16 protein-coding genes and 1 pseudogene are annotated in these 20,554 nt (G+C 57.6%); 10 read left to right on the forward strand and 7 right to left on the reverse strand.

The window, feature by feature from the left end; all coding sequences use genetic code 11:
- The first annotated feature begins 26 nt into the window (after positions 1–26).
- Positions 27–2,603 (forward strand): leucine--tRNA ligase, encoded by a 2,577-nt coding sequence (leuS, locus tag J4859_RS08360; RefSeq protein ID WP_212328961.1) that lies wholly within the window; start codon positions 27–29, stop codon positions 2,601–2,603.
- A gap of 94 nt (positions 2,604–2,697) precedes the next feature.
- Here the strand turns inward: leuS and J4859_RS08365 are convergent, their stop codons facing one another.
- The 3 genes from J4859_RS08365 to J4859_RS08375 form a co-directional block, all read right to left on the reverse strand.
- Positions 2,698–2,886: an IS3 family transposase gene (locus J4859_RS08365; protein WP_256436695.1), complete on the reverse strand. Its 189-nt coding sequence runs from the start codon at positions 2,884–2,886 to the stop codon at positions 2,698–2,700.
- Positions 2,887–2,984: 98 nt separating this feature from the next.
- The gene (locus J4859_RS08370; protein WP_212328965.1) at positions 2,985–3,254 is read right to left on the reverse strand and encodes a hypothetical protein; all 270 of its coding nucleotides are present in this window, start codon (positions 3,252–3,254) and stop codon (positions 2,985–2,987) included.
- Positions 3,255–4,271: 1,017 nt separating this feature from the next.
- Positions 4,272–5,222 carry a LysR family transcriptional regulator gene (locus tag J4859_RS08375; protein ID WP_212328967.1) on the reverse strand — a complete coding sequence of 317 codons (951 nt, stop codon included), beginning with the start codon at positions 5,220–5,222 and terminating at the stop codon, positions 4,272–4,274.
- Positions 5,223–5,369: 147 nt separating this feature from the next.
- Between J4859_RS08375 and rimP the strand changes: the two genes are divergently transcribed.
- The 9 genes from rimP (at position 5,370) to rpoD (ending at position 16,751) form a co-directional block, all read left to right on the forward strand.
- The gene (rimP, locus tag J4859_RS08380) at positions 5,370–5,891 is read left to right on the forward strand and encodes a ribosome maturation factor RimP (RefSeq protein ID WP_212328969.1); all 522 of its coding nucleotides are present in this window, start codon (positions 5,370–5,372) and stop codon (positions 5,889–5,891) included.
- A gap of 20 nt (positions 5,892–5,911) precedes the next feature.
- The gene (gene nusA / locus J4859_RS08385) at positions 5,912–7,183 is read left to right on the forward strand and encodes a transcription termination factor NusA (protein ID WP_212328971.1); all 1,272 of its coding nucleotides are present in this window, start codon (positions 5,912–5,914) and stop codon (positions 7,181–7,183) included.
- 58 nt (positions 7,184–7,241) lie between these two features.
- Positions 7,242–9,968 carry a translation initiation factor IF-2 gene (gene infB / locus J4859_RS08390; RefSeq protein WP_212328973.1) on the forward strand — a complete coding sequence of 909 codons (2,727 nt, stop codon included), beginning with the start codon at positions 7,242–7,244 and terminating at the stop codon, positions 9,966–9,968.
- 6 nt (positions 9,969–9,974) lie between these two features.
- Positions 9,975–10,379 (forward strand): 30S ribosome-binding factor RbfA, encoded by a 405-nt coding sequence (gene rbfA / locus J4859_RS08395; RefSeq protein ID WP_212328974.1) that lies wholly within the window; start codon positions 9,975–9,977, stop codon positions 10,377–10,379.
- Positions 10,372–11,427: a bifunctional oligoribonuclease/PAP phosphatase NrnA gene (locus tag J4859_RS08400; protein WP_212328976.1), complete on the forward strand. Its 1,056-nt coding sequence runs from the start codon at positions 10,372–10,374 to the stop codon at positions 11,425–11,427. The genes rbfA and J4859_RS08400 overlap by 8 nt, the downstream gene beginning before the upstream one ends.
- The gene (gene truB, locus J4859_RS08405) at positions 11,424–12,350 is read left to right on the forward strand and encodes a tRNA pseudouridine(55) synthase TruB (RefSeq protein WP_212328978.1); all 927 of its coding nucleotides are present in this window, start codon (positions 11,424–11,426) and stop codon (positions 12,348–12,350) included. Before J4859_RS08400 ends, truB begins: the two co-directional genes overlap by 4 nt.
- Positions 12,351–12,481: 131 nt before the next feature.
- Entirely contained in the window at positions 12,482–13,405 is a 924-nt protein-coding gene (ribF, locus tag J4859_RS08410; RefSeq protein WP_212328980.1) for a riboflavin biosynthesis protein RibF, read from the forward strand.
- Between the two features lie 15 nt (positions 13,406–13,420).
- Positions 13,421–15,346 (forward strand): DNA primase, encoded by a 1,926-nt coding sequence (gene dnaG, locus J4859_RS08415; RefSeq protein ID WP_212328983.1) that lies wholly within the window; start codon positions 13,421–13,423, stop codon positions 15,344–15,346.
- 49 nt (positions 15,347–15,395) lie between these two features.
- Complete coding sequence (gene rpoD, locus J4859_RS08420) at positions 15,396–16,751, forward strand: RNA polymerase sigma factor RpoD (protein WP_212328990.1); 1,356 nt, start codon at positions 15,396–15,398, stop codon at positions 16,749–16,751.
- 115 nt (positions 16,752–16,866) lie between these two features.
- Here rpoD and J4859_RS08425 read toward each other — a convergent pair whose 3' ends face one another.
- The 4 genes and pseudogenes from J4859_RS08425 to J4859_RS08445 form a co-directional block, all read right to left on the reverse strand.
- Entirely contained in the window at positions 16,867–17,514 is a 648-nt protein-coding gene (locus J4859_RS08425; RefSeq protein WP_212328992.1) for an HAD family phosphatase, read from the reverse strand.
- 1,058 nt (positions 17,515–18,572) lie between these two features.
- Positions 18,573–18,788, reverse strand: coding sequence for a hypothetical protein (locus J4859_RS17680; RefSeq protein WP_371812240.1), 216 nt, complete (start codon positions 18,786–18,788; stop codon positions 18,573–18,575).
- Positions 18,789–18,870: 82 nt separating this feature from the next.
- Positions 18,871–19,855, reverse strand: a pseudogene (locus tag J4859_RS16235) (RNA-guided endonuclease TnpB family protein); the annotation flags it as partial.
- Positions 19,848–20,432, reverse strand: a complete 585-nt coding sequence (locus J4859_RS08445) for an IS607 family transposase (protein ID WP_212328994.1) — start codon at positions 20,430–20,432, stop codon at positions 19,848–19,850. The pseudogene J4859_RS16235 and the gene J4859_RS08445, both read right to left, overlap by 8 nt.
- Positions 20,433–20,554 lie beyond the last annotated feature (122 nt).

Here is a 20,554-nt window from a genome sequence, read left to right on the forward strand (position 1 = left end):
TTTATGTCTATAAAAGGAGGAACGAGATGGCCGATACCTCTCACGATACACCCGAGGAAAACATTCCTGTCTACGATGCCCGCAAGATCGAAGAAAAGTGGCAGAAGATCTGGGACAACGAACAGCTCTACAAGACGGACACCGATCCGAACAAACCGAAGAAGTATGTCCTCGAGATGTTCCCATATCCCTCCGGCGACCTGCACATGGGCCATGCCCGCAACTATTCGATCGGCGATGCAATGGCACGCCAGGCCCGTATGCGCGGCTACGATGTCCTGCATCCGATGGGCTTTGATGCCTTCGGCCTGCCAGCGGAGAACGCCGCAATCAAGCACCACACCCAGGCGGCCAAGTGGACCTATGAGAACATCCACAATGCGGTAACAACGATGCATCGCATGGGCTTCAGTTATGACTACAACCGCATGTTCAACACCTGCGACCCTGAGTACTACAAGTGGGGTCAGTGGATGTTCATCGAGATGTGGAAGCGCGGGCTTGCCTACCGTAAGACCTCCCCGGTGAACTGGTGCCCCCACTGCAAGACCGTCCTTGCAAACGAGCAGGTCGTCGACGGCCGGTGCTGGCGCTGCGGCTCCATCCCCGAGAAGCACAATCTGAGCCAGTGGTACCTGAAGATCACTGACTATGCACAGGAGCTCTTGGACGATCTGGACAAGCTCAAAGGTTGGCCTGAGAACGTCAAAGCACAGCAGAGAAACTGGATCGGCCGCTCTGAAGGTGCAGAGATCGATTTCACCCTGATTGACAAAGATGGGAAGACCCCAACTGACCGTAAGATTACGGTTTACACAACCCGTGCGGATACCCTGTTCGGTGTCAGCTTCATGGTACTGCCGCCGGAGAGTGACTTTGCGCTCGAGCTTGTCAAAGGGACCCTGTACGAGGAGGACTATCAGAAGTTGAGAAAGGCGACTGAGCAGGTTTCCTCTGTCGACCGTCAGGGCACCAACCGTGAGAAGCACGGCGTCTTTACCGGCCGCTACACGCAGAACCCGGTCACCGGCACCAATGTCCCCATCTGGGTGGCGGACTACGTCCTGCTCGACTACGGCACCGGCGCGGTTATGGGCGTACCCTGCGGCGACCAGCGTGACTTCGACTTTGCCCGCAAGTACCATCTGCCGATTCCTCCGATCATCCTGCAGAAGAACGATAAGCTCTACGACCAGCTGAAGGATCAGAAGGAGATGAAGGTCACTGACGTCGATTGGGATCAGGCAATGGCGGCAGAGGGCTATCTCGTGCAATCCGGTGAGTTCACCGGCATGAAGGGCGGCAAGCGCTCTGAGGCGGTCAAGGCCGTCACCAAGTGGCTCGAAGATCACCACTGCGGACGCGCAAAGGTCCAATACCGCCTGCGTGACTGGCTGATCAGTCGTCAGCGCTACTGGGGCAACCCGATCCCGATGATCCACTGCGACCACTGCGGTGATGTGCCGGTCCCGGAGGATCAGCTTCCGGTGAAGCTCCCGGAGAACCTGAACCTGGGTGCAGGCGATACCCTGGCTGAGTGCAAGGAATTCTACGAGACGACCTGTCCCAAGTGTGGGCATCCCGCGAAGCGCATCACCGATACGATGGATACCTTCACGGATTCCAGCTGGTATTTCCTGCGCTACTGCGATCCACACAACGACAAGGAGCCATTCGACAAGAAGAAAGTCCAGCGCTGGATGCCGGTCGATAACTATATCGGTGGCATTGAACACGCGATTCTGCACCTGCTCTACTCACGTTTCTGGACCAAGGTTCTGCGCGATATGGGTCTTGTCGATTTCGATGAGCCGTTCACGAATCTGCTGTGCCAAGGCATGGTTAAGGACTCCAATGGCGAGACGATGTCCAAGTCTAAGGGCAATGTCGTACCGCCTTCGAGCGTGGTCGATCCGTACGGTGCTGACACGATGCGCCTCGCAATCCTCTTTATCGCCCCACCTGAGAAGGACTTCAGCTGGGATGAGGATGCCGTGGCAGGCTGCAACCGCTTCCTCAAGCGTGCCTGGAGAATCGTGTGGCTGCTGTGTGACCAGCGCGATACCGCAAACCCAGGTACTGTAAATCCGGATACCTTGGACAAACAGGAGAAGGTCCTCAACCAGGAGCTCAACCGCCTCGGCATCAAGTGCACCAACGAGTTTGACCACACGCAGTTCAACACCGCTATCTCCTCTATCATGGAGCTGGTCAACGCGGCTTCGAGGTACGTGAACGCTACCAAGGCAGCAGAGCGTAACAATGCGCTGTGCCTGACAGTTGCCCGCACGATAGTGCTGATGATGGCACCGATTGCGCCGCACTGGTCAGAGGAGCTTTGGCATGAGGCACTGCAGCAGACCGGTTCTGTGTACAACGAGCCCTGGCCAACCCTCGACGAGAAGCAGGCACAGAGCGACACGATCGAGATCGCGGTTCAGGTTATGGGTAAGCTTCGCGGCCATGCTCAGGTCGCCAAGGATGCTTCCAAAGGTGTGGTTGAGGAGACTGCCAAGAAGGCAGTTGCCCACTATATCGAGGGAAAGACGATCCACAAGGTCATCGTCGTTCCGGGGCGTCTGGTCAACATCGTGGCTAACTAATGCGTTAGGGAAACGCTGATCAATGCCCGTGATTTCTCATATCAAATGCAACTTTTCAGAAGGGGGTGGCAACGGGAATCCATACCTGTCTTCCCTAAGCCGCAAGCCCCAGGCTGCGCCTGTATTGGAGCGAGCCCATGCTCCCAAGCGACCTCTTCTGGAACTTCTCGTTGTGCCAGACGATATGTCCGTCCATCTTTGCCTTCAGCTCATTCAGCGTGGCGTTCGTACAGCCCCTTCCATAGAATATATCGTTCTTCATGGTCCCGAAGATGCCCTCCATGCGTAAGCTGTCCGGGCTGTAGCCCTTACGCGACTAGGAGCGTGTCATGCCCGCCTGTCTGCAGATGGCTCGCCACTTCTGGCCAGCGCTAGTGGCAGCTACAGTCCGAGTGGATCACCAGATGCCCGCGCTCTTGCTTGGTGGTGGTAAGCGCTGCTCTGGGCATGGAGTTGGCTATCTCGGCGCTCGGAGACCTTTAAGGGCCTCCAGCTCACGATCGCGCTGTCGAAGCAGTCGAGGATAGGGCTCAGGCAGAGCTTGCCGGCAGGTATCTCAAACTGCGTGACGCCCGAGAGCCACAAGGAAGTTGGGAAGGCCTGCCGTAAAGTCGCACCCCACGAGATTTCCGGGATGCGCCGATATCTCACCCTCCTACGAGCTGTAGCCGCACTTCTTCTTGGGCATCCTGCGGGGCACCAGGCCTTCCTCGCGCATGGTGCGCGCTACCGTGCGCTCCCTGATACGAGCTCGTCCTTCATGCGTCTTTTGCCATACACGCTATCATTGGTATCGAACACGGCACAGATGCTCTCACGCAGCTTGGCATCCGGATCTCCCATTGCAATGGCGCCGGCTTGGTAGTGGTAGCTCAGCCTTAGGCAGAAAGAGTACGAACAGAAGCTCAAAAGAGCTTCCACTTCGGACGCAGGCTATCGCTTAGCAGCGTCTTCTTCCTGTTCGTCAGCTCGTTTTCCGAGGCGGCGCCCTTCCCTTTTCCCAAAAGCTCGCCTGTGCCCTGCATGGTATCTGAGCCTAAGCTCCGGCGACCGTATCTCGGCCTTAAGCTCGGCCTTGCGGATCTTAAGCTCCCCGATCGTGGTGCCCTCTCCTGCGGATCCGTCCTCCCACGCGACGCTCCTTTTGCATGCCAGCTCCCGCCTTCACCTGTACAGTAAGGCACGGGCCCGATCCGGCCGCTTCGGCTGCCTCTTCCCGACGCTGAACGATCTTGCCGCTGTCGTCTTGCGCTCCACAGGCGCGAGCTCGTCAATCCAGCCGACAAGGACCTGAGAGCATCCTGGGTAGCCAAGCTCACGGTGGGTGAAGGATTGTATCTGCCATGGGAGAGATAGTGCTTTACAGCGGAGCGCTTCTGCCAAGCTGCCTTTGCCTGCCTCCCATTCCTTATACCATGCCACAAGTTGGACGCGACTCGGATATCCCAGCTCGCGTGGTGCGGCACCCACCTTCTCGCGTACCTGACATAGAACTCTTTAGCTCTCGTCCTCTCCTGGAAGGTGTACATCTGTCCTCCAAACGTCACCATCTGGTACGGATTTCCGCTACCACCCCCGTCTGTGCTAATAGAATCGTTCCCCGTATCTGCGGTCATAAACGATTCATTACGATTGTTTGCCGTTGTGCTCTTTTGAGCAGCCTTCGTCTCAGTCTTCTGTGAGTTGTTTGTCATCTTCTATATAGGTGCAGTCACTCGGATTCTCTTTGATGATCTGTCGCAAACGGGTGATGTAGCGCTTGAGGATCTCCGAGGGTTTACGGTCACGGCGGATAATGTAGCCAACCCGCATGGTAGGGGCATCCACCAAAGGAATCGAGACGATGCCTGACTGCATCTCGTTGGAGAGCACGCCGGTTGAGAGGGTATAGCCGTCAAAGTGTGTAAGCAGACTCGTTAAGGTCCCCCGGTCAGAGTAACGAATCGTCTTCTTGTGTGGGAGCTGGGCTAAGGGTTCCTCCGCATAGTAGAAGGAGTTCTGGTTGCCCTGCTCGAAGGAATAGCGGGGATAGCTCTCGAGGTCCCCCGGTTTGATCAGCTTCTTGGAAGCCAAAGGATGCTGCTCACCCACAAAGACGTGCACATCTGCATCGAAGAGCGGGTGGAAATCGCACTGCGCATCCTGGAAGGCTTTGGTGAGCACAAGCTTGTTGAAGTCATCGAGGAAGAGGATGCCGATCTCGGCGCGGAAGTCGCGCACGTCGGAGATGATCTGGCCGGTCGCGGTTTCCCGCATCACCATATCGTAATCGTCCTGCTTGCACTCCTTCACTACGTCCACAAAGGCCTGGACAGAGAAGGCGTAGTGCTGGGCGGAAACTGCGAGATGCACATTGGGGGTAGAGCCTGGGGTAAGGCGGCGGATCAACATGTCTGCTTGCTCGACCACCTGCCGGGCATAGCCCAAAAGCTCAGTCCCTTCAGATGTCAGGTGTACACCGCGGTTAGAACGGGTAAAGATCTGTATAGAGAATTCTTCTTCGAGATCATGGATTGCGGTCGAAACATTGGATTGGACGGTGTAGAGATTGTGAGCGGCAGCGTTGATGGAGCCGCATTCCGCTACTTCAATCAGGTAGCGCAGTTGTTGTATGGTCATCGATTTATAGCTTTCTTCGTGCAGGTTTGACGATACATAGGGTTATGTATTAGACTACTACTGCTAAAGTTTAATCGTAGAAGGAAGTGGGGTGGAGTTGTTTCGCCCCGCTTCCTTTGTTATGTAGTGCAAAAAGGAGGGGAGTATATGCTGACCAGTCCTCAGGAGCAAAGGATCATCGATGCTCTCGAGCCAGAGGCTCACGCCCATGGGATTGATATTGTCGATGTCTCGATCGTAGGTTCCAAAGGGGCTCCGATCGTGGATATCAGGATCGACCACGCCGATGAGGCTACGCCGACGATCACACTCGACGAGATAAGCGCCCAAAGCGATTGGATCAACACTGTGATCGATGCGCTGGACCCCTTCCCAAGCTCCTACACGCTTGAGATCTCTTCGCCTGGCATGGAGCGCCCCCTGCGCACCCCGCATGACTTTGAGCGGTTTGCCGGCGAGCAGGTTGCGATCCAGACCACGAACACCGAAGGTCGCAGGCGTTGGAGCGGCACACTCAAAGGTTTCGTGGATGAGCACGTGGTGATCGTAAGCGACGAGGGTGAGAAGTCATTTACGCTCGAGGAGCTCAAAAGCTGCACCATCAAACCCGACTTCGACGCACACAAAGGCAAAAAGGATTCGAATACCAAGAAGAACAAGAAGAAATAGCTGAAGGGGAGGCAAGCGCTATGGCGTCTGAAATGATGGAAGCGTTGAGCGAGCTGTGCGAAGAGAAGCACCTCGATCAGTTGGAACTATTGGATAATCTGGAAAAATCGTTAGCGAAGAGCTACACGGACATCATGCACCTCGACTGGGGCGCCCGCGTCACGATCGACAAGCAGACGGGTAAGATCTACGTCTACAAGCTTGAGCCGATCGATGACTCCTGGAACGATGAGACGGGTGAGTTCGAGGACTTCGAGGAGATCGACGTCACGCCGAAGGACACGAGCCGCTTTGCGGCGCAGCAGGCCAAGGCGGAGATCAACAACATGGTGAGAAAGCGGGCTCGCGAGGACATCTACGAGGAGTTCTCCGGCCGTATCGGTGACATTATCACCGGCACCGTGATCCAGACCACCCCGAGCTTCACGATCGTCAAGATCCGTGACGGGGTTGAGGCGGAGCTGCCGTACTTCGACACCCGCCGGTTCCCGGGCGAGCGCAACGAGCGCCCGTTTGGGGAGCACTATGCGCACAACCAGCGTATCAAGGCGATCATCGTCGACGTGCGTGACCCGAACTCGACGCAGCCACCCGTTCGCGGTGAGCGTCAGCGTCCACCCATTGTCATCTCCCGTACGCACCCCAATCTGATCGCAAAGCTCTTTGAGCTTGAAGTGCCGGAGGTCTACGAGAAGACCGTTGTCGTGAACTCAGTTGCACGTGACCCGGGCATCCGCTCAAAGGTCGCGGTCTCGAGCAACGATGAATATCTGGACGCTGTGGGCGCCTGCGTGGGACCTCAGGGCAGCCGTGTGCGCGCGGTGGTCTCTGAACTTAGGGGCGAGCGCGTCGATGTGGTCCTGTGGGACGACGATCCAGCCAAGCGCGTCGCCAATGCCCTGTCACCGGCCAAAGTGTCAAAGGCACTTGTTGATCCGAATCCGGACTCCAACTACTGCACGGTGATCGTTCCAGATGACCAGCTTTCGCTCGCTATCGGCAAAGAAGGGCAGAATGCCCGCCTAGCTGCACGGCTCACCGGCTACCACATTGATATCAAGAATGAGACCCTCGCTAAGAACATCATCGCCGAAGCGCACGCAAAGCAGCATGAGGAAGCGCCGACGCTGACAGACGAAGAGGCAGACACCGAGAAGGCCCACCGTTGTGAGTATGTGGGGCCCAATGGTGTCAGATGCCGCAACATGGCGCGCCCCGGCTCTCACTACTGCGGGATTCACGAGAAGTTGATGAACGCCGAGGTATCGGATGACCCTGACTCGCTGATCTAAGGGGTGTGGGCAGCAGATCATTTGGTACCATCTTGAATAGGCTAAGAAAGGTGTTTTAATGGCAAAAACCCGTGTGCACGATTTAGCAAAAGAGTTCGGTATGACCAGCAAGGAGATGCTGGCTTACCTGAAGAAGGAGAAGATTCCCGCCAAGTCTGCTTCCTCCACACTCCAAGATGTCTACGTGAACCTTGTCCGCAAGAAGCTGAAGCCGGTCGCTGAGGCCCATGCGAAGGAGATTGCGGCGGAAAAGAAGGAGGAGAAGCAGGTAGAAGCTGCCAAAGAGGCAGAGGAAAAGAAGAGGGCTGAGGCTGAGCGCATCGCTGCCGAGAAGCGCCGTGCCCACGAGCGCGCGATCGAGAAGAAGCGCAAGGAGCAGGCCGCCAAGAAGAAGGCCGAGGAAGAGCGCGTCGCCGAGGAGAAGGCAAAAGCCGAAGAGGCCAAGAAGAAGGCCGAGGATAATGCTCCGAAGTCTATCCCGTCCTTCACGAGCCTGCTTGACCAGATCGCCCAGCAGGAAAAGGTCCTGGAGAAGAAGCAGGAGGAGAAGAAGGCCAAGGAGTCCCAGGAGCACGAGCGTTCGAACGGTAGGCACCGTTCGACCCGCTCTGAGCGCTCAGAGCGCAATGACCGCGGCAACAACCGCGGCGGGCGCAACAACGAGGAGCGCAATGATCACTCCCACTCAAGAGGTCGTCAGGGCTTCTCGATGGACGAGATCCGCCGCCAGGCCAACGCGACGCCCTACAGCAACGACGAGCGTCCGGGCAGCCGTGGCGAGAGCAGACGTCGCTCCAAGCGCAATAAGCGCCGCAACAACGACGAGAGTGAAGATCGCTACGCACGTATGGCACGCGCTGCGGAGGAGTACAACCGCGAGCACGTCCTCGAGGAGGCCCGTGAGGCCGTGGAGGAAGCTACGCGTGAGTCCACCGGTCGCCGTAAGCGCCGTAAGGAGCGCCGCGTCAAGCAGAAGAAGGAGGCTGAGAAGGAGAAGAAGATCGAAGAGGCCAGGAAGAACGACCAGGACCTCTCTCAGATCGACACGATCAAGGTACCTTCCGGTGCGACCGTCGCTCAGCTTGCCGACCTCCTGAAGGTCCCCGCCAACGATATTATCAAGCGCCTGTTCCTGTTGGGGACGCCGCTGACGATGACGCAAAGTATGACGGACGATCAGATCGAACTGATCGCCGACGACTTGGGCCGCGATGTGAAGGTCATGACGAAAGAGGAGGAGAACTCCTTCACCTTCTACGACGATCCGAAGGATCTGAAACCCAGACCGCCCGTGGTCACCGTGATGGGCCACGTCGACCACGGCAAGACCTCGCTTTTGGATGCGATCCGCCACACCGGCGTCGCTGAGGAGGAGGCTGGCGGCATCACACAGGCGATCGGGGCTTCACAGGTCAAGATTCACGGCCGTACTATCACCTTCATCGATACCCCGGGCCACGCAACCTTTACCGCAATGCGTGCCCGTGGCGCGAAGGTCACCGATATCGTTATTCTGATCGTCGCTGCCGACGACGGCGTGATGCCCCAGACCATTGAGTCCATCCACCACGCACAGGCCGCCAAGGTGCCGATCATCGTCGCAGTCAACAAGATCGATAAGCCGGGCGCAGACCCGCAGCGGGTCCGCCAGCAGCTCACCGAGTATGGTCTCGTACCAGAAGAGTGGGGCGGCGATACGATGTTCTGCGACATCTCTGCAAAGAAGCGCATCGGTATCGACAACCTGCTCGAGTCCATCCTGCTTGAGGCGGATGTCCTCGAGCTCAAAGCCAACCCAGATACCTTCGCCTCCGGCTATGTGCTCGAGGCAAAGCTCGATAAGGGCCGTGGCTCCGTCGCAACCCTCTTGATCAACCGCGGCACCCTGCATGTGGGTGACTACATGGTCGCAGGCTTGGCCTACGGCCGCGTCCGCGCGATGCTCGACCAACACGGCAACCCGGTCAAGGCTGCGATGCCTTCTGACCCAGTTGAGGTATTGGGCCTGCAGCAGGTACCGGACGCCGGTGACGAGTTCCGCATCTTCGACGATGAGCGCGATGCACGCGGCTTGGCTGAGCAACGTCAGCTCAAGGCTCGCATCGAAGAGCAGAACAAGGCAAAGCACGTCACCCTTGAGAACCTCTTCGACACGATGGAGGAGTCCGAGGTGAAAGAACTCAACCTGATCGTGAAGGCTGACGTCCAGGGCTCCATCGAGGCGCTGGTTGACGGCCTCTCTAAGCTCGATCAGTCTGAGGTGCGCATCAACGTGATCCACTCCGCGGTCGGCGCGATCAACGAGACCGATGTGTTGCTGGCTGACGCCTCCAACGCGATCATCATCGGCTTCGGTGTCCGCCCGGATGCGAAGGCGCGCCAGGCAGCTGAGAAGGCCGGCGTCGAGATCCGTACCTACAAGGTCATCTATCAGGCTCTCGAGGATATCGACAAGGCCCGTATCGGTATGCTGAAACCGACCGAGAAGGAAATCCAGACTGCAACGATCGAAGTCCGTCAGACCTATAAGGTTCCGAAGGTCGGTGTCGCTGCAGGCTGCATGGTACAGGAAGGTGAGGTTGCCGCCACTGACCAAGTTCGTTTAGTGAGAGATGGCATCGTGGTGTATGATGGCACGATCGCATCCCTTCGTCGGTATAAGGATGAGGTCAAGAGCGTCAAGGCCGGCTTCGAATGCGGTATCTCGCTCCAGGACTTCCAGGACATCCATATCGGCGATACACTCGAGAGTTACAAGATCGTGGAAGTCAAATGCAGCAAGTAGGTTTGTATGAAGCAGAACAGAAATTCTCGCCGTATCAACGAGCAGGCGCGCGAGAAGTTGGCAAATATTCTGTTGCTTGATATCGTCGACCCTGACCTCGCGCTCGTCACGGTGACGGGCGCTGAGGTCGCGACCGACAAGTCCTTCATGCGCGTGTATGTAAGTTGCGCCGCTGACCGCTATGAGAGGGTTATGGCAGCGCTTAACCGCGCAAAGGGAAGAATCCGTACGCTCTTCAGTCACTCCGTCAACTGGAGACGGACCCCAGAGATCGAATTCGTGATCGATACCTCAGCAGATCAAGCGGAAGAAATTGCTCGTGCCCTCAAGAACATACCCCCGACCCTGAGCGTTGAGAAGGATGAGGATGGGTACCCCATTGAGGAGAGCTCGTCTTCTGACGATGAATAGGGACATTGTGGAAGAAGCACTCGAAGCACAGAAAGTGGCTTTCGCTCAGATAACCTCCGCTATCGAGCAGGCCCAGACCATCGCAATCTGTGCCCATACCAGCCCGGATGGGGATGCAATCGGCTCAGGGTTAGCTTTAGCGGCGATCCTCAGGCAGAAATATCCCCAGAAAGCAGTCACCAACCTGTTGGCTGACCCCGATCCGGTACCCAGGATCTATCAGTTTTTGCCGGGAACGGATCAGATGAAGCATGCGGATGAGTATCAGGAGAACCCTGATCTCTTTATCAGCGTCGATCTACCCTGCGCCAAGCGTCTGGCGCAGGCGGAAGCGGTCTTTGACCGCTCAAAGCACTCGGTGGAGTTTGATCACCATCCTGCAGACGAGGCGTTTGCGGAGTATCACTGCATCCGCCCGGATGCGGCAGCGACCGGCGTGGTGATTGCGGAGTTCGGCCAATATCTGGGCATCACATTTACTTCTGAGGTCGCCAATGATCTCTTTTGCGCGATTATGACCGATACCGGCCGGTTTCAGTACCAAAACACCAACCCTGAGGTCTTTGATATCGCCTCACTCTTGGTCGATAATGGGGCAGACCCCGCCAATGTTTCCCTGCATGTCTACCAGAGCTTCAGGCTTGAGTACCTGCACCTTGAGTCGATCGTCTTAGGCCGTATCGTGACTTTCTTAAACGGGAGGATCGCGTACTCCTATGCCACCGCGGATGATCTGAAGCGCACCGGCGCTCACCTCGATGAGTGTGATGGGCTGATTGATGCGGTGAGGACCGTCGACGGGGCAGAGGTAGCGCTCTTCCTGAAGGAGCTGCCTGACGGCAAAGGGGTACGGGGCAATCTGCGCTCCAAAGGTAGCCTCGATATCTCAGTCGTTGCGCGTGAGCTCGGCGGAGGTGGACACAGAGCTGCTGCGGGCTTCACGGTGGATGGAGACCTCGATGAGGCGCTCTCTGCCTGCCTGCCGCGCCTGAAGGCACTGATGACGAACGATGCCTTCTCCGCTCGTACAGGCGGTGTAAGTGAGTGAAACGGGAACAAAATGGATTGAATCTTCTGCTTGCCGTTGACAAGCCGGGGGGCATATCCTCGCACGATGTGGTGAATGCCGTGCGCAGAAGCCTGGGGGAGCGGCGTGTCGGCCATGCCGGAACGTTGGATCCTTTAGCCTCGGGCCTTATGATCGTGGGCGTCGGACAGGCGACCCGACTGATGGGCCTGATTACCGCAACCACAAAGACCTATATCGCGCAGATCAAGTTTGGCAGCGCTACTTCAACCGATGATCGGGAAGGTGAGGTTATCCGGACTGCTCGGGTACCTGAGGTACTGAATAAAACTGCCTTTGCACGACAGGTGTTAGCAAATCTTAAGGGAACACACGAACAGGTTCCACCGGCGTATTCCGCCATCTCAGTCAACGGGAAGCGCGCCTATGCGTTGGCCCGCGAAGGCAAACAGGTTGAGCTGAGACCCCGCACGATAGAGATCATCGATGCAAAGCTGCTCTCATTGGAGCCCGATGAGAGAGGGCCCTTTTGGGACTGTCTCTTCACAGTCTCAAAAGGGACCTATATCCGCAGCATCGCACGTGATCTGGGGGAGAGCCTCAACACCGCAGCTTGCCTCAGTGGCCTCAGACGCACGTCAGTCGGTCCAATCACGCTGCGGGATGCTCACACTTTGAAAGATATCGAACAGGCAGGTGCCCTCAGAATCGAAAGCTTCGCCCTCGACCCGGTCAGCGCACTACAGATACCTGCCGTGGAGCTTTCAGACCAACAGATCGAGTATCTGTTACAGGGTAAGGCACCTCAGATAGATACTGCTGTTGCTGACGGTAGCCGTATCGCCTTTGCCGGAAAGCATAAGCTGTGGGGCGTGTGGGAATGCAAAGGGACTTCATTGAAGTGTGTAGCAAACTTTATGCAGGGAATCGTAGGTGTGGCATGAACCAAGATACGTTGCCAAAAAGCCTGCTAGGCTACCCCTTGCCGCTGAGTGCTCAGGCACAACACGAGCTCGTGCGAAGCTCCCTGTTTGGCTCGGAGACGCTTCCAACCTGTGAAAAGCACGAGTCAGTTATGCTCTACGCGTCTGACCTTTCAATCTTTAATATTCCTTGTGTATGCACCATCGGGGCCTTTGACGGACTTCATAAAGGACACCGAGCGTTGATTGCGGGTGCCCGTACCGATGCACAGAAACGTAATCTTCCCTGTATCACCGTGATGTTTGATCCGGACCCCTCTGAGGTTCTGGACCCTCAACGTCCCGAACCACGACTTCTCTCAGTTACCGACAGAATCAGGGGCCTCCTTGACCTCGGTGTAGACGGAGTAGTCCTGGTGAGCTTCACTGCTGAACTGGCGGCGCAGACCCCGGCGGCGTTTGTCGATCACCTTCATCAACAGCTCCAGCCGGTAGCGCTCCATGTGGGAGCCAACTTCAGCTTCGGCCAGTATGGCAAAGGCACCGTTGGGACGCTGCGTGAGTTGGAGGCGCCGAAGAATGTCTCAGTGGTGGTCCAACCACTCTTGCAGGAGCAGGGCCACACTGTTAGTGCTACGACGATCCGTACCTTATTGGCACAGGGAGACCTGAGCAGTGCGGAAGGACTGCTCAGTCGCTGCCACTTCATTCGGGGCCATGTGGAGCATGGACGCAGTGAAGGCAGGTCGATGGGTTTCCCGACCGCCAATGTTGTCTGTGAGCCGCTGAGCGCACTGCCAAAAGCAGGGGTGATCGGAGGCTATGTCGTATCCGACGAAGGATGTTGGGCGTCCGCGATCAATGTTGGGGCACCAGTGAGCTTCACGGACAAAGCTATGCCGCTCTTTCTGGAAGCCAACCTTCTCAATTTCTCGGGGGATCTCTACGGAAAAGAGGTGGCAGTTCTCTTCTGCGTGTGGCTGCGCGCGGAGAGGAAATTCCAGGATATCCGGGAACTTAAGCGTACGGTTCAAGGCAATATTTCCTGGGTACAAAATAACTTAGTCTGTTCATAGTGGGGAGGTCTGACGTTGATTACTGATGAAGACAAAGAATGCGTCCGGCAAGCAACGGATTTCCTTTCCCTCGTGAGTGAAACGGTCGTCCTCAAACAGCGAGGGCAGGACTTCTGGGGATGCTGCCCCTTCCACCACGAGAAGACCCCCTCATTTAAGATCAACCCTACGACCGGCCTGTGGCACTGCTTTGGCTGCGGCGCCGGTGGGGATATGTTCACCTACGTAATGAAGCGCGAAAACCTCTCATTTCCCGATGCGATCCGCTATCTGGCAGATCGGGCGGGAATTGAGCTCAAGGAGGAGCAGAACGTCCACCATGGCCCGAAACGCAGCCGCCTGCTGGAGTGCCTCGCGGAAACCGAACGATTCTACGAGATGATGCTCTTCCGCGGCAAAGGGGAAGGACCAGCTGCTGCCCGTAAATACTTTGCGAGCCGTGGCTTCAATTCCCCGGTGTGCAAGCGCTGGAACTTAGGCTACGCCCCGGGACACTCTGCCCTGGTGCGTGACCTCAAAGCAAAGGGCTTCACGACACCGGAGATGGTGAAGGCGGACGTGGCGCGCGAGCGTAACGGACACGTGTATGACCGCTTCTTTGACCGAGTAATGTTCCCGATCCACGACGAGCAGGGGAGAACCATCGCCTTCGGCGGCAGAATCCTGCAGGCGGCAAAACACGACGGGATCGCCAAGTATATCAATACCGGCGATACCCCGGTCTTCAACAAGCGCAAGCACCTCTTTGCGATCGATAAAGCTCGTGACACCATTGTCAAAACCTCTACGGCGATCGTCTGCGAGGGTTACACCGACGTGATTGCAATGCACGAAGCGGGCTTTACTGATGTAGTTGCGGCATTGGGCACCGCTTTCTCCCTCGATCACATCAAGGCACTGGAGCGTCTCCGGGTGCAGAAGATCATCTGCATGTTCGACGGTGACGCTGCAGGGCAGCGGGCCGCAGAGCGTGCGATCCAATACATCGATAAGACCACCGCAGACCTCGTCTGCGTCGTGCTGCCGAACGGGCAGGACCCCAAGGAGTTCCTCTCCTCGCATACCGCTGAGGAGATGCAGCGTGAGCTCGACGGGGCACAGCCGCTCATGAGCTTCGTGTTCCAGAAGCGCCTTCAAGGCTACAACCTGAGCATTCCGGGGCAGCGCGTCAAAGCCCTCGACGATATGGCGACGCTTTTGTCCCCGCTCAAGAACTCTCCGCTCCTCGATGGATACGCCAATGATCTGGCGGACGCCTTGGGAATGGATACGAAGGAAACCAAGCGCCACATTCAGATGAAGCCGGCGCCAAAACAGAATAACTACCAGCAGTGGCAGCAGAGACCGAAACATCCGCCGCTTCCTGCGAATGGGCCGCTCTACGAGGATGCGGACTACTACCAGGAAGATGAGTATGAGGAACCCGCGATTGAGGTGACGCAGACGGTCGAGCAAAACACTATGCGCGCCCTCTCTGCAGATGACCGCCAACAGATCGCTGCAGAGCGGGAATTGCTCGCGATGATCGCGCAGCGGCCTGACCTGGCCCGTGCCTATGCGGACACAATCGGTGATTTCAGCTGGGCGGATGAGCGCAACCAAAAGCTCGCTTGGGCAATGCTTGCGACTCCTGAAGGCTCCACGCCACAGCAGGTGGTGGACGCCGCGGAAGCAGTAGATCCCCAGGCACCAAAGATCCTCTCGGGCGGCTCAATCGCCGCGCAAGAGGGTTGGGACGGTGAAACCAAGATGGGCTTTCTGGTCAATAGCTGCGATCTGTACTCCGTCAAACGGCAGCTCCGGCAGATCCGCTCGCAACTGAGACGGACACAGGATAACCTCACGGACGCGACCAGGAATCTCATGAACCGGGCGCAGCAGCTGTCACAGCGGGAATCGGAGATTTCTCAGCAACTTTTGAAGACTCAACAGTCTCAGTAAGCGATATTCGGGTATAAAATTAAAGTTCTGTCTAAAGGGAAGGAACTACGTGGCTACGAAGAAATCTAAAGAAGATATCCAGTTGTCAGATGAACTTTCTCAGGTTGTCGACAACTTAGTCGCCCAGGCAAATAAGAACGACAACACAATCAGTGAAGACGATATTCAGATTGCAACCCGCGATATCGATGTGGACAGCGATGAGCTGTCTGATCTGTATGACGTATTGCGCTCCAAAGGTGTTGATATTACCGCTGATGAGTCCGAGGTGCCTTCTGATGAGGATACTGATGAGGAGGAGGACGAGGAGGAAGAAGAGGAGGACGAGCTCGAAGATGAGGAGAGCGCGGAGGAAGCCAATCGCCATAAGGAAGCCAAACAGGTAAATGCCGCCCTGCGTGCGACCGCACCGAAAGGCAAGACCAAAAAGAAGCGTTCGACCAGAAGCCGTAACCGCAGGACTGACTCTTCAACCGTGATGCTCACCGGCGATCCGGTCCGTATGTACTTGAAGGAAATCGGTAAGGTTGATCTTTTGACCGCCGACGAAGAGGTCCATCTGGCCATGAAGATCGAGGCGGGCACTGATGCAACCGAGAAGCTCGAGGCTGCAGAGGACGGCGATATCGAGCTGACCCGTACCGAGCAGCGCCGCCTGATGCGCATTGAGCAGGTCGGCCTTGAAGCGAAGCAACAGCTGATCAGCGCAAACCTGCGTCTGGTTGTTTCAATCGCTAAGCGCTACGTCGGCCGTGGCATGCTCTTCTTGGATCTGATTCAGGAAGGCAACTTGGGCTTGATCCGTGCCGTTGAGAAATTCGACTACACCAAGGGCTTCAAGTTCTCTACCTATGCAACCTGGTGGATCCGTCAGGCAATTACGCGTGCTATCGCAGACCAAGCCCGTACGATCCGCATTCCGGTTCACATGGTCGAGACGATCAACAAACTCGTCCGTGTCCAGCGTCAGCTTCTGCAGGAGCTGGGGCGCGATCCTACGCCGGAGGAAATCGGCGAAGAGATGGGCATGACCGCTGACCGTGTCCGCGAGATTCAGAAGATCTCTCAGGAGCCGGTATCCCTTGAAACGCCAATCGGTGAGGAAGAGGACTCCCAGCTCGGTGACTTCATCGAGGATTCCGGAGCAGTCGCACCTCCTGTGGCTGCAAGTGATTCGATGCTGCGTGAGCAGCTCGATCAGGTGCTCGATGGGCTTGCCGACCGTGAGCGCAAAGTCATCAAGCTTCGCTTTGGCCTGGAAGATGGGCACCCGCGTACGCTCGAAGAAGTTGGTCGTGAATTCGGCGTCACCCGTGAGCGTATCCGTCAGATCGAGAGCAAGACGTTGGCAAAGCTTCGTCACCCCTCTCGCTCCGGCCGCCTGAAGGACTATATGGAGGAGTAGTGATTACTCGTTCACTCTACTGGTGACACAGAGTGTGGGGCTGTCGTTGAAAGCAGTCCCACGCTTTTTTTTACGTTATAGGCGCTGCCATCAGTGTGATAAGGGGCAACGCTCTCTAGATCTTGAGATTCACATTGTAGGTGCTCTCGGCCCAGGAAACAAACGTATCAGCGTCCCCATCGTAGTGATAGGACTTCATACCCGCTGCCTCAGCGCCTGCGCAGTTGTCAGCGTTGTCGTCTACGAAGATGCAGCTGACAGGATCAAGCTGGTAGCGCTTGCACAGTGTCGTATAGATCAGGGGATCGGGTTTCATCATATGCTCAAAGGCGGAGACCACAAAGCCGTCCATTACCTTCATGGATGGGATGCGGTCCTTCTGGCGCCACCAGCGTACCCCGGCGTTGGAGAGCAGATAGCAGCCGCAACCTGCATCGTGCAGCGCTACGACTACATCGTTCATGTGTTGCAGGACCGGCTGATGCTGTTCCCACTCCAAGAAGCCCTTGTGCATCGGCTTCCACAGGCGCTCAGGGACCTTGGTGCGCGCCAGAGCCTCCATTGTGTGCTCTGAGATGACTCCGGCATCGAGGAGCGGCCAGGAGGGGGATTTATAGAGGGCGGCTTCAATCAGTCTGGTGTCATCCGGTGAGTCGACGTATAAGTTCGAGAACAGCCTGGTATCGAACTTCATGAGGACGCCACCCATATCGAAGACAAAGTTGAATTTATCTGAAGAGGTTTTTTGAGAATCTGTGGCCATATGCAATCCGCTTTCTCATCGAGAGGTTTATACAATTCATAGTAGTGTTGTCCGCAATGGATACAGTGAAGTGGACCCCACATTTCGCACATCACAACTCAAATCCCAAATAAGCATGATTTGAGTAGGTGAATTAGCATTCTGAGTACAACAGGATAGCGCCAGGCAGAGGTCGTGGCGCACTCCCGAAGGCTGCGATGTTGGTTGTATAAGCCATCATCGAACGTCGAGGAGAAATGCATCACTACACTCATCTTAGCGCCGCTGAGCACAACAAGATCGCAAAGATACACGTCAGGCACTACTCACCCAGCAGCATCGCAAAGGCATCAGACAAAAGACAGCTCCAGTGTGAGCCGCAAGCTTGAAAGGAACAGTCCACAGGAGAGGCTATGGTGCCTGCGCGGCCCCAAAGGAGGGCAAGTGCGCATCGCAATGCCTGCAGGGCGCACAAGAGGCTGGCTGCACAGGTGAGGCCGCTTCTTCGTAGATGAGCATTGGTCGCCCGAGCAGGTGGCAGGCAGGATCTTGGCGTCGTGAGCTTTGTGACCATCTAGCGCGCGACTTTGGCGCTCTGGACTTTCCCGCACCAAGCCAAACGAGCGACTGGAAGGGGAAGCGCCCGCGAAAAGGAGGGGCAAGATCTAGGTCTCCCAGAAGCTCTTAGAAAGGCTAAGGGAGGCCTTCTGAGCGCTTCTGTCTGGGTAAGTGGGCAAACCGACACTGTCATGGGGCCAACCTCTGCGTGCCTGTAGGTCTGCCCGAGTGCTCCTTGTGGCTGCTCGTGGGCAGCAAGGGCGTGTGCGCTACCCAGCTCAGCGTCCTTGAGGGGTCCCCACTCAAGACACTCACGCCTGGTTGCGCCAAGCAGCTCTCCCGGCAGGGCTAAGGTCGCAAAAGCCCTGGGAGGCTACAGGGCGGCCAACGAGGTCTTTAGGGAGATGGTGCACTCAGCTTGACAATTCGCCATGGTTTTGTCATCCATATGGGGAGGCCGCATCAGACCAAACCCAAATTTTAGAGTGCCGTCCCCAAAATAGTGCTCATACCGTAGCAAGCTAGTTTGTTCTAGCTTGCATGTCCCCGTTGCCAGGGACAGCTCCAGGTCTCGCATCGGTCTCCCGAACGCCTGGTTCGCGTTTCATTGGATTGCGCCTAGCGCCCGCGCGGGCGGGCGCCCCGGCGGAGGACCCTCCGCGCGCGTTTAGCGTCTCCGGGGCACTCCCGGCGACGAGTATGTTGATTGCCGCGTTCAAATCCCTGTCGATGGTCAGTCCGCATTCCTCGCATCGGTACGTGCGCTTCTGACAGGGGCAGCTTGGCTTTCACTGCCCCGCATCGCGAGCACGTCTTGCTGCTTGGGAAGAAGCGGTCCACCACCGCCACCTGGACGCCGTTGCGCTCCGCCTTGTATTCGAGCTGCCGGCGGAACTCGCCGAAGGAGGCGTCGGCGACCGCCTGGGCGAGGTAGTGATTGCGCATCATCCCGGACACGTTCAGATCCTCGATCGCCACCAGGCCGTACGTCCGCACGAGCCCGGCGGTGAGCTTGTGCGTCGCATCCGAGCGTGAGTCGGCTATGCGTGCGTTCGCCCGCGCCACCTTGAGGCGCGCGCTCGCGCCTCGCCGATCCCTTGCGCTTGCGCGAGAGCTCCCGCTGGGCTCGCTTGAGCCCGCTGAAGCGGGCTTTGTACGCGTGCGGGTTCGGCACGACCGTGCCGTCGGACAACGTGGCGAGCTTCCTGACGCCGAGGTCGACGCCGACCGACGGTCTGCCCCGAACGGGGGACGGGACGCCACCCGGCCTCTCGACCGAAAGCGAGGCGTACCACCGTCCCGCCCTCCGGGAGATCGTCATGCGCGTGACCTTCGCGTCGCCGACGCGCCGCGCGACGTCCTCGAAGCAGTGGACGCGCCCGACGCGCGGGAGCTTGAGCGCCTTGGGGTCGCCGTCGATCGGGCCGAAGGAGCCTGTGGTGTACGAGTAGGAGGGCGCAGCCCCGTCCTTGGTCTTGAACCTTGGGAAGCCCGCGCGCCGCCCCTTGCGCTCGCCCGCCTTGGACGCGGAGTAGTTCTTGAGGGCGCGGCCGAGTGATTCCAGGCCGGCGTTGTAGGCCTCTTTGCTGTTCTCGCGCCACCAGGGGGCAAGCCCGTCCTTGCCGGCGTTCCACCACCTGCGCAGGGAGCAATAGGACCAATCGGGCCTCTTTCCGGCCTCGATCTGGGATTTCACGTGAGCGAGGGCCGCGTTGTACGCGAACCGCGCAGCGCCGGCGTGGGACAGCAGCGCCCTCTCCTGGCGCGGCGTGGGGTCGAGGGCCACCTTCATGGCCTCAAGCATCGTCGGCCGCCTTCATGGCCGCCTGGGCCTTGTGCTTGGCCACCCGCCTTCCGTAGAGCCGGGCGCAGAAGGACGTGAGCACCTCGGTCATGTCGCGCACCAGGTCGTCGTCGAGCTCGGTGTCGTCCACCACCACGACGCGGCGGCCCTGCGCCGAAAGGGCGCTCTCGATCAGGCCCGCGTTCATCCGCGCCAGGCGGTCGCGGTGCTCGACGATGATCGTCCCCACGGTCGGGTCCGCGAGAAGGCGGTTCAGCTTGCGCCTGCGCTCGTTCATGCCGCTTCCGGTCTCCTTGACGACCTCGGGGTGCTCGACTCCCATGCCGATTGCGAACGCCTTGAGTCGGTCCGCCTGCCTCTGCAGGTCGTCCTTTTGGTCGCCCGACGAGACGCGGGCGTAGCAGACCGTCCTACCCGACGGGGCTTTCGCTTCGTTCCTCTCGTATTTGGGGTCGTGTATGAGGATGATCCCCGTCGAGGTCTTCTCGAAGGGCACGGGCATCCGCCCCTCACGGCACCACTTCCATACTGTCTGGACGTTCAATCCTTCTCTTTTTGCCCATTCGCTTGCTCTCATGGATAAATCATACCATACGATAACAAGCTATTACAAGCATTTACCTATACTGCTGGTAGCGCTCTCCCCAATACGCAGTCGCTCATATACGGGCATTTGTGCCTGTATATACAAAGAACCCG

The organism is Atopobium sp. oral taxon 416, from assembly GCF_018128285.1.
Taxonomy (GTDB): domain Bacteria; phylum Actinomycetota; class Coriobacteriia; order Coriobacteriales; family Atopobiaceae; genus Olsenella_L.

Excerpts from the sequence above, each read along its gene's own strand:
- leuS (WP_212328961.1), top strand. The coding sequence starts at position 27 with ATGGCCGATACCTCTCACGATACACCCGAGGAAAACATTCCTGTCTAC.
- J4859_RS08365 (WP_256436695.1), bottom strand. The coding sequence starts at position 2,886 with ATGGAGGGCATCTTCGGGACCATGAAGAACGATATATTCTATGGAAGG.
- J4859_RS08375 (WP_212328967.1), bottom strand. The coding sequence starts at position 5,222 with ATGACCATACAACAACTGCGCTACCTGATTGAAGTAGCGGAATGCGGC.
- rimP (WP_212328969.1), top strand. The coding sequence starts at position 5,370 with ATGCTGACCAGTCCTCAGGAGCAAAGGATCATCGATGCTCTCGAGCCA.
- nusA (WP_212328971.1), top strand. The coding sequence starts at position 5,912 with ATGGCGTCTGAAATGATGGAAGCGTTGAGCGAGCTGTGCGAAGAGAAG.
- infB (WP_212328973.1), top strand. The coding sequence starts at position 7,242 with ATGGCAAAAACCCGTGTGCACGATTTAGCAAAAGAGTTCGGTATGACC.
- rbfA (WP_212328974.1), top strand. The coding sequence starts at position 9,975 with ATGAAGCAGAACAGAAATTCTCGCCGTATCAACGAGCAGGCGCGCGAG.
- J4859_RS08400 (WP_212328976.1), top strand. The coding sequence starts at position 10,372 with ATGAATAGGGACATTGTGGAAGAAGCACTCGAAGCACAGAAAGTGGCT.
- ribF (WP_212328980.1), top strand. The coding sequence starts at position 12,482 with ATGCTCTACGCGTCTGACCTTTCAATCTTTAATATTCCTTGTGTATGC.
- J4859_RS08425 (WP_212328992.1), bottom strand. The coding sequence starts at position 17,514 with ATGGCCACAGATTCTCAAAAAACCTCTTCAGATAAATTCAACTTTGTC.
- J4859_RS08445 (WP_212328994.1), bottom strand. The coding sequence starts at position 20,432 with ATGAGAGCAAGCGAATGGGCAAAAAGAGAAGGATTGAACGTCCAGACA.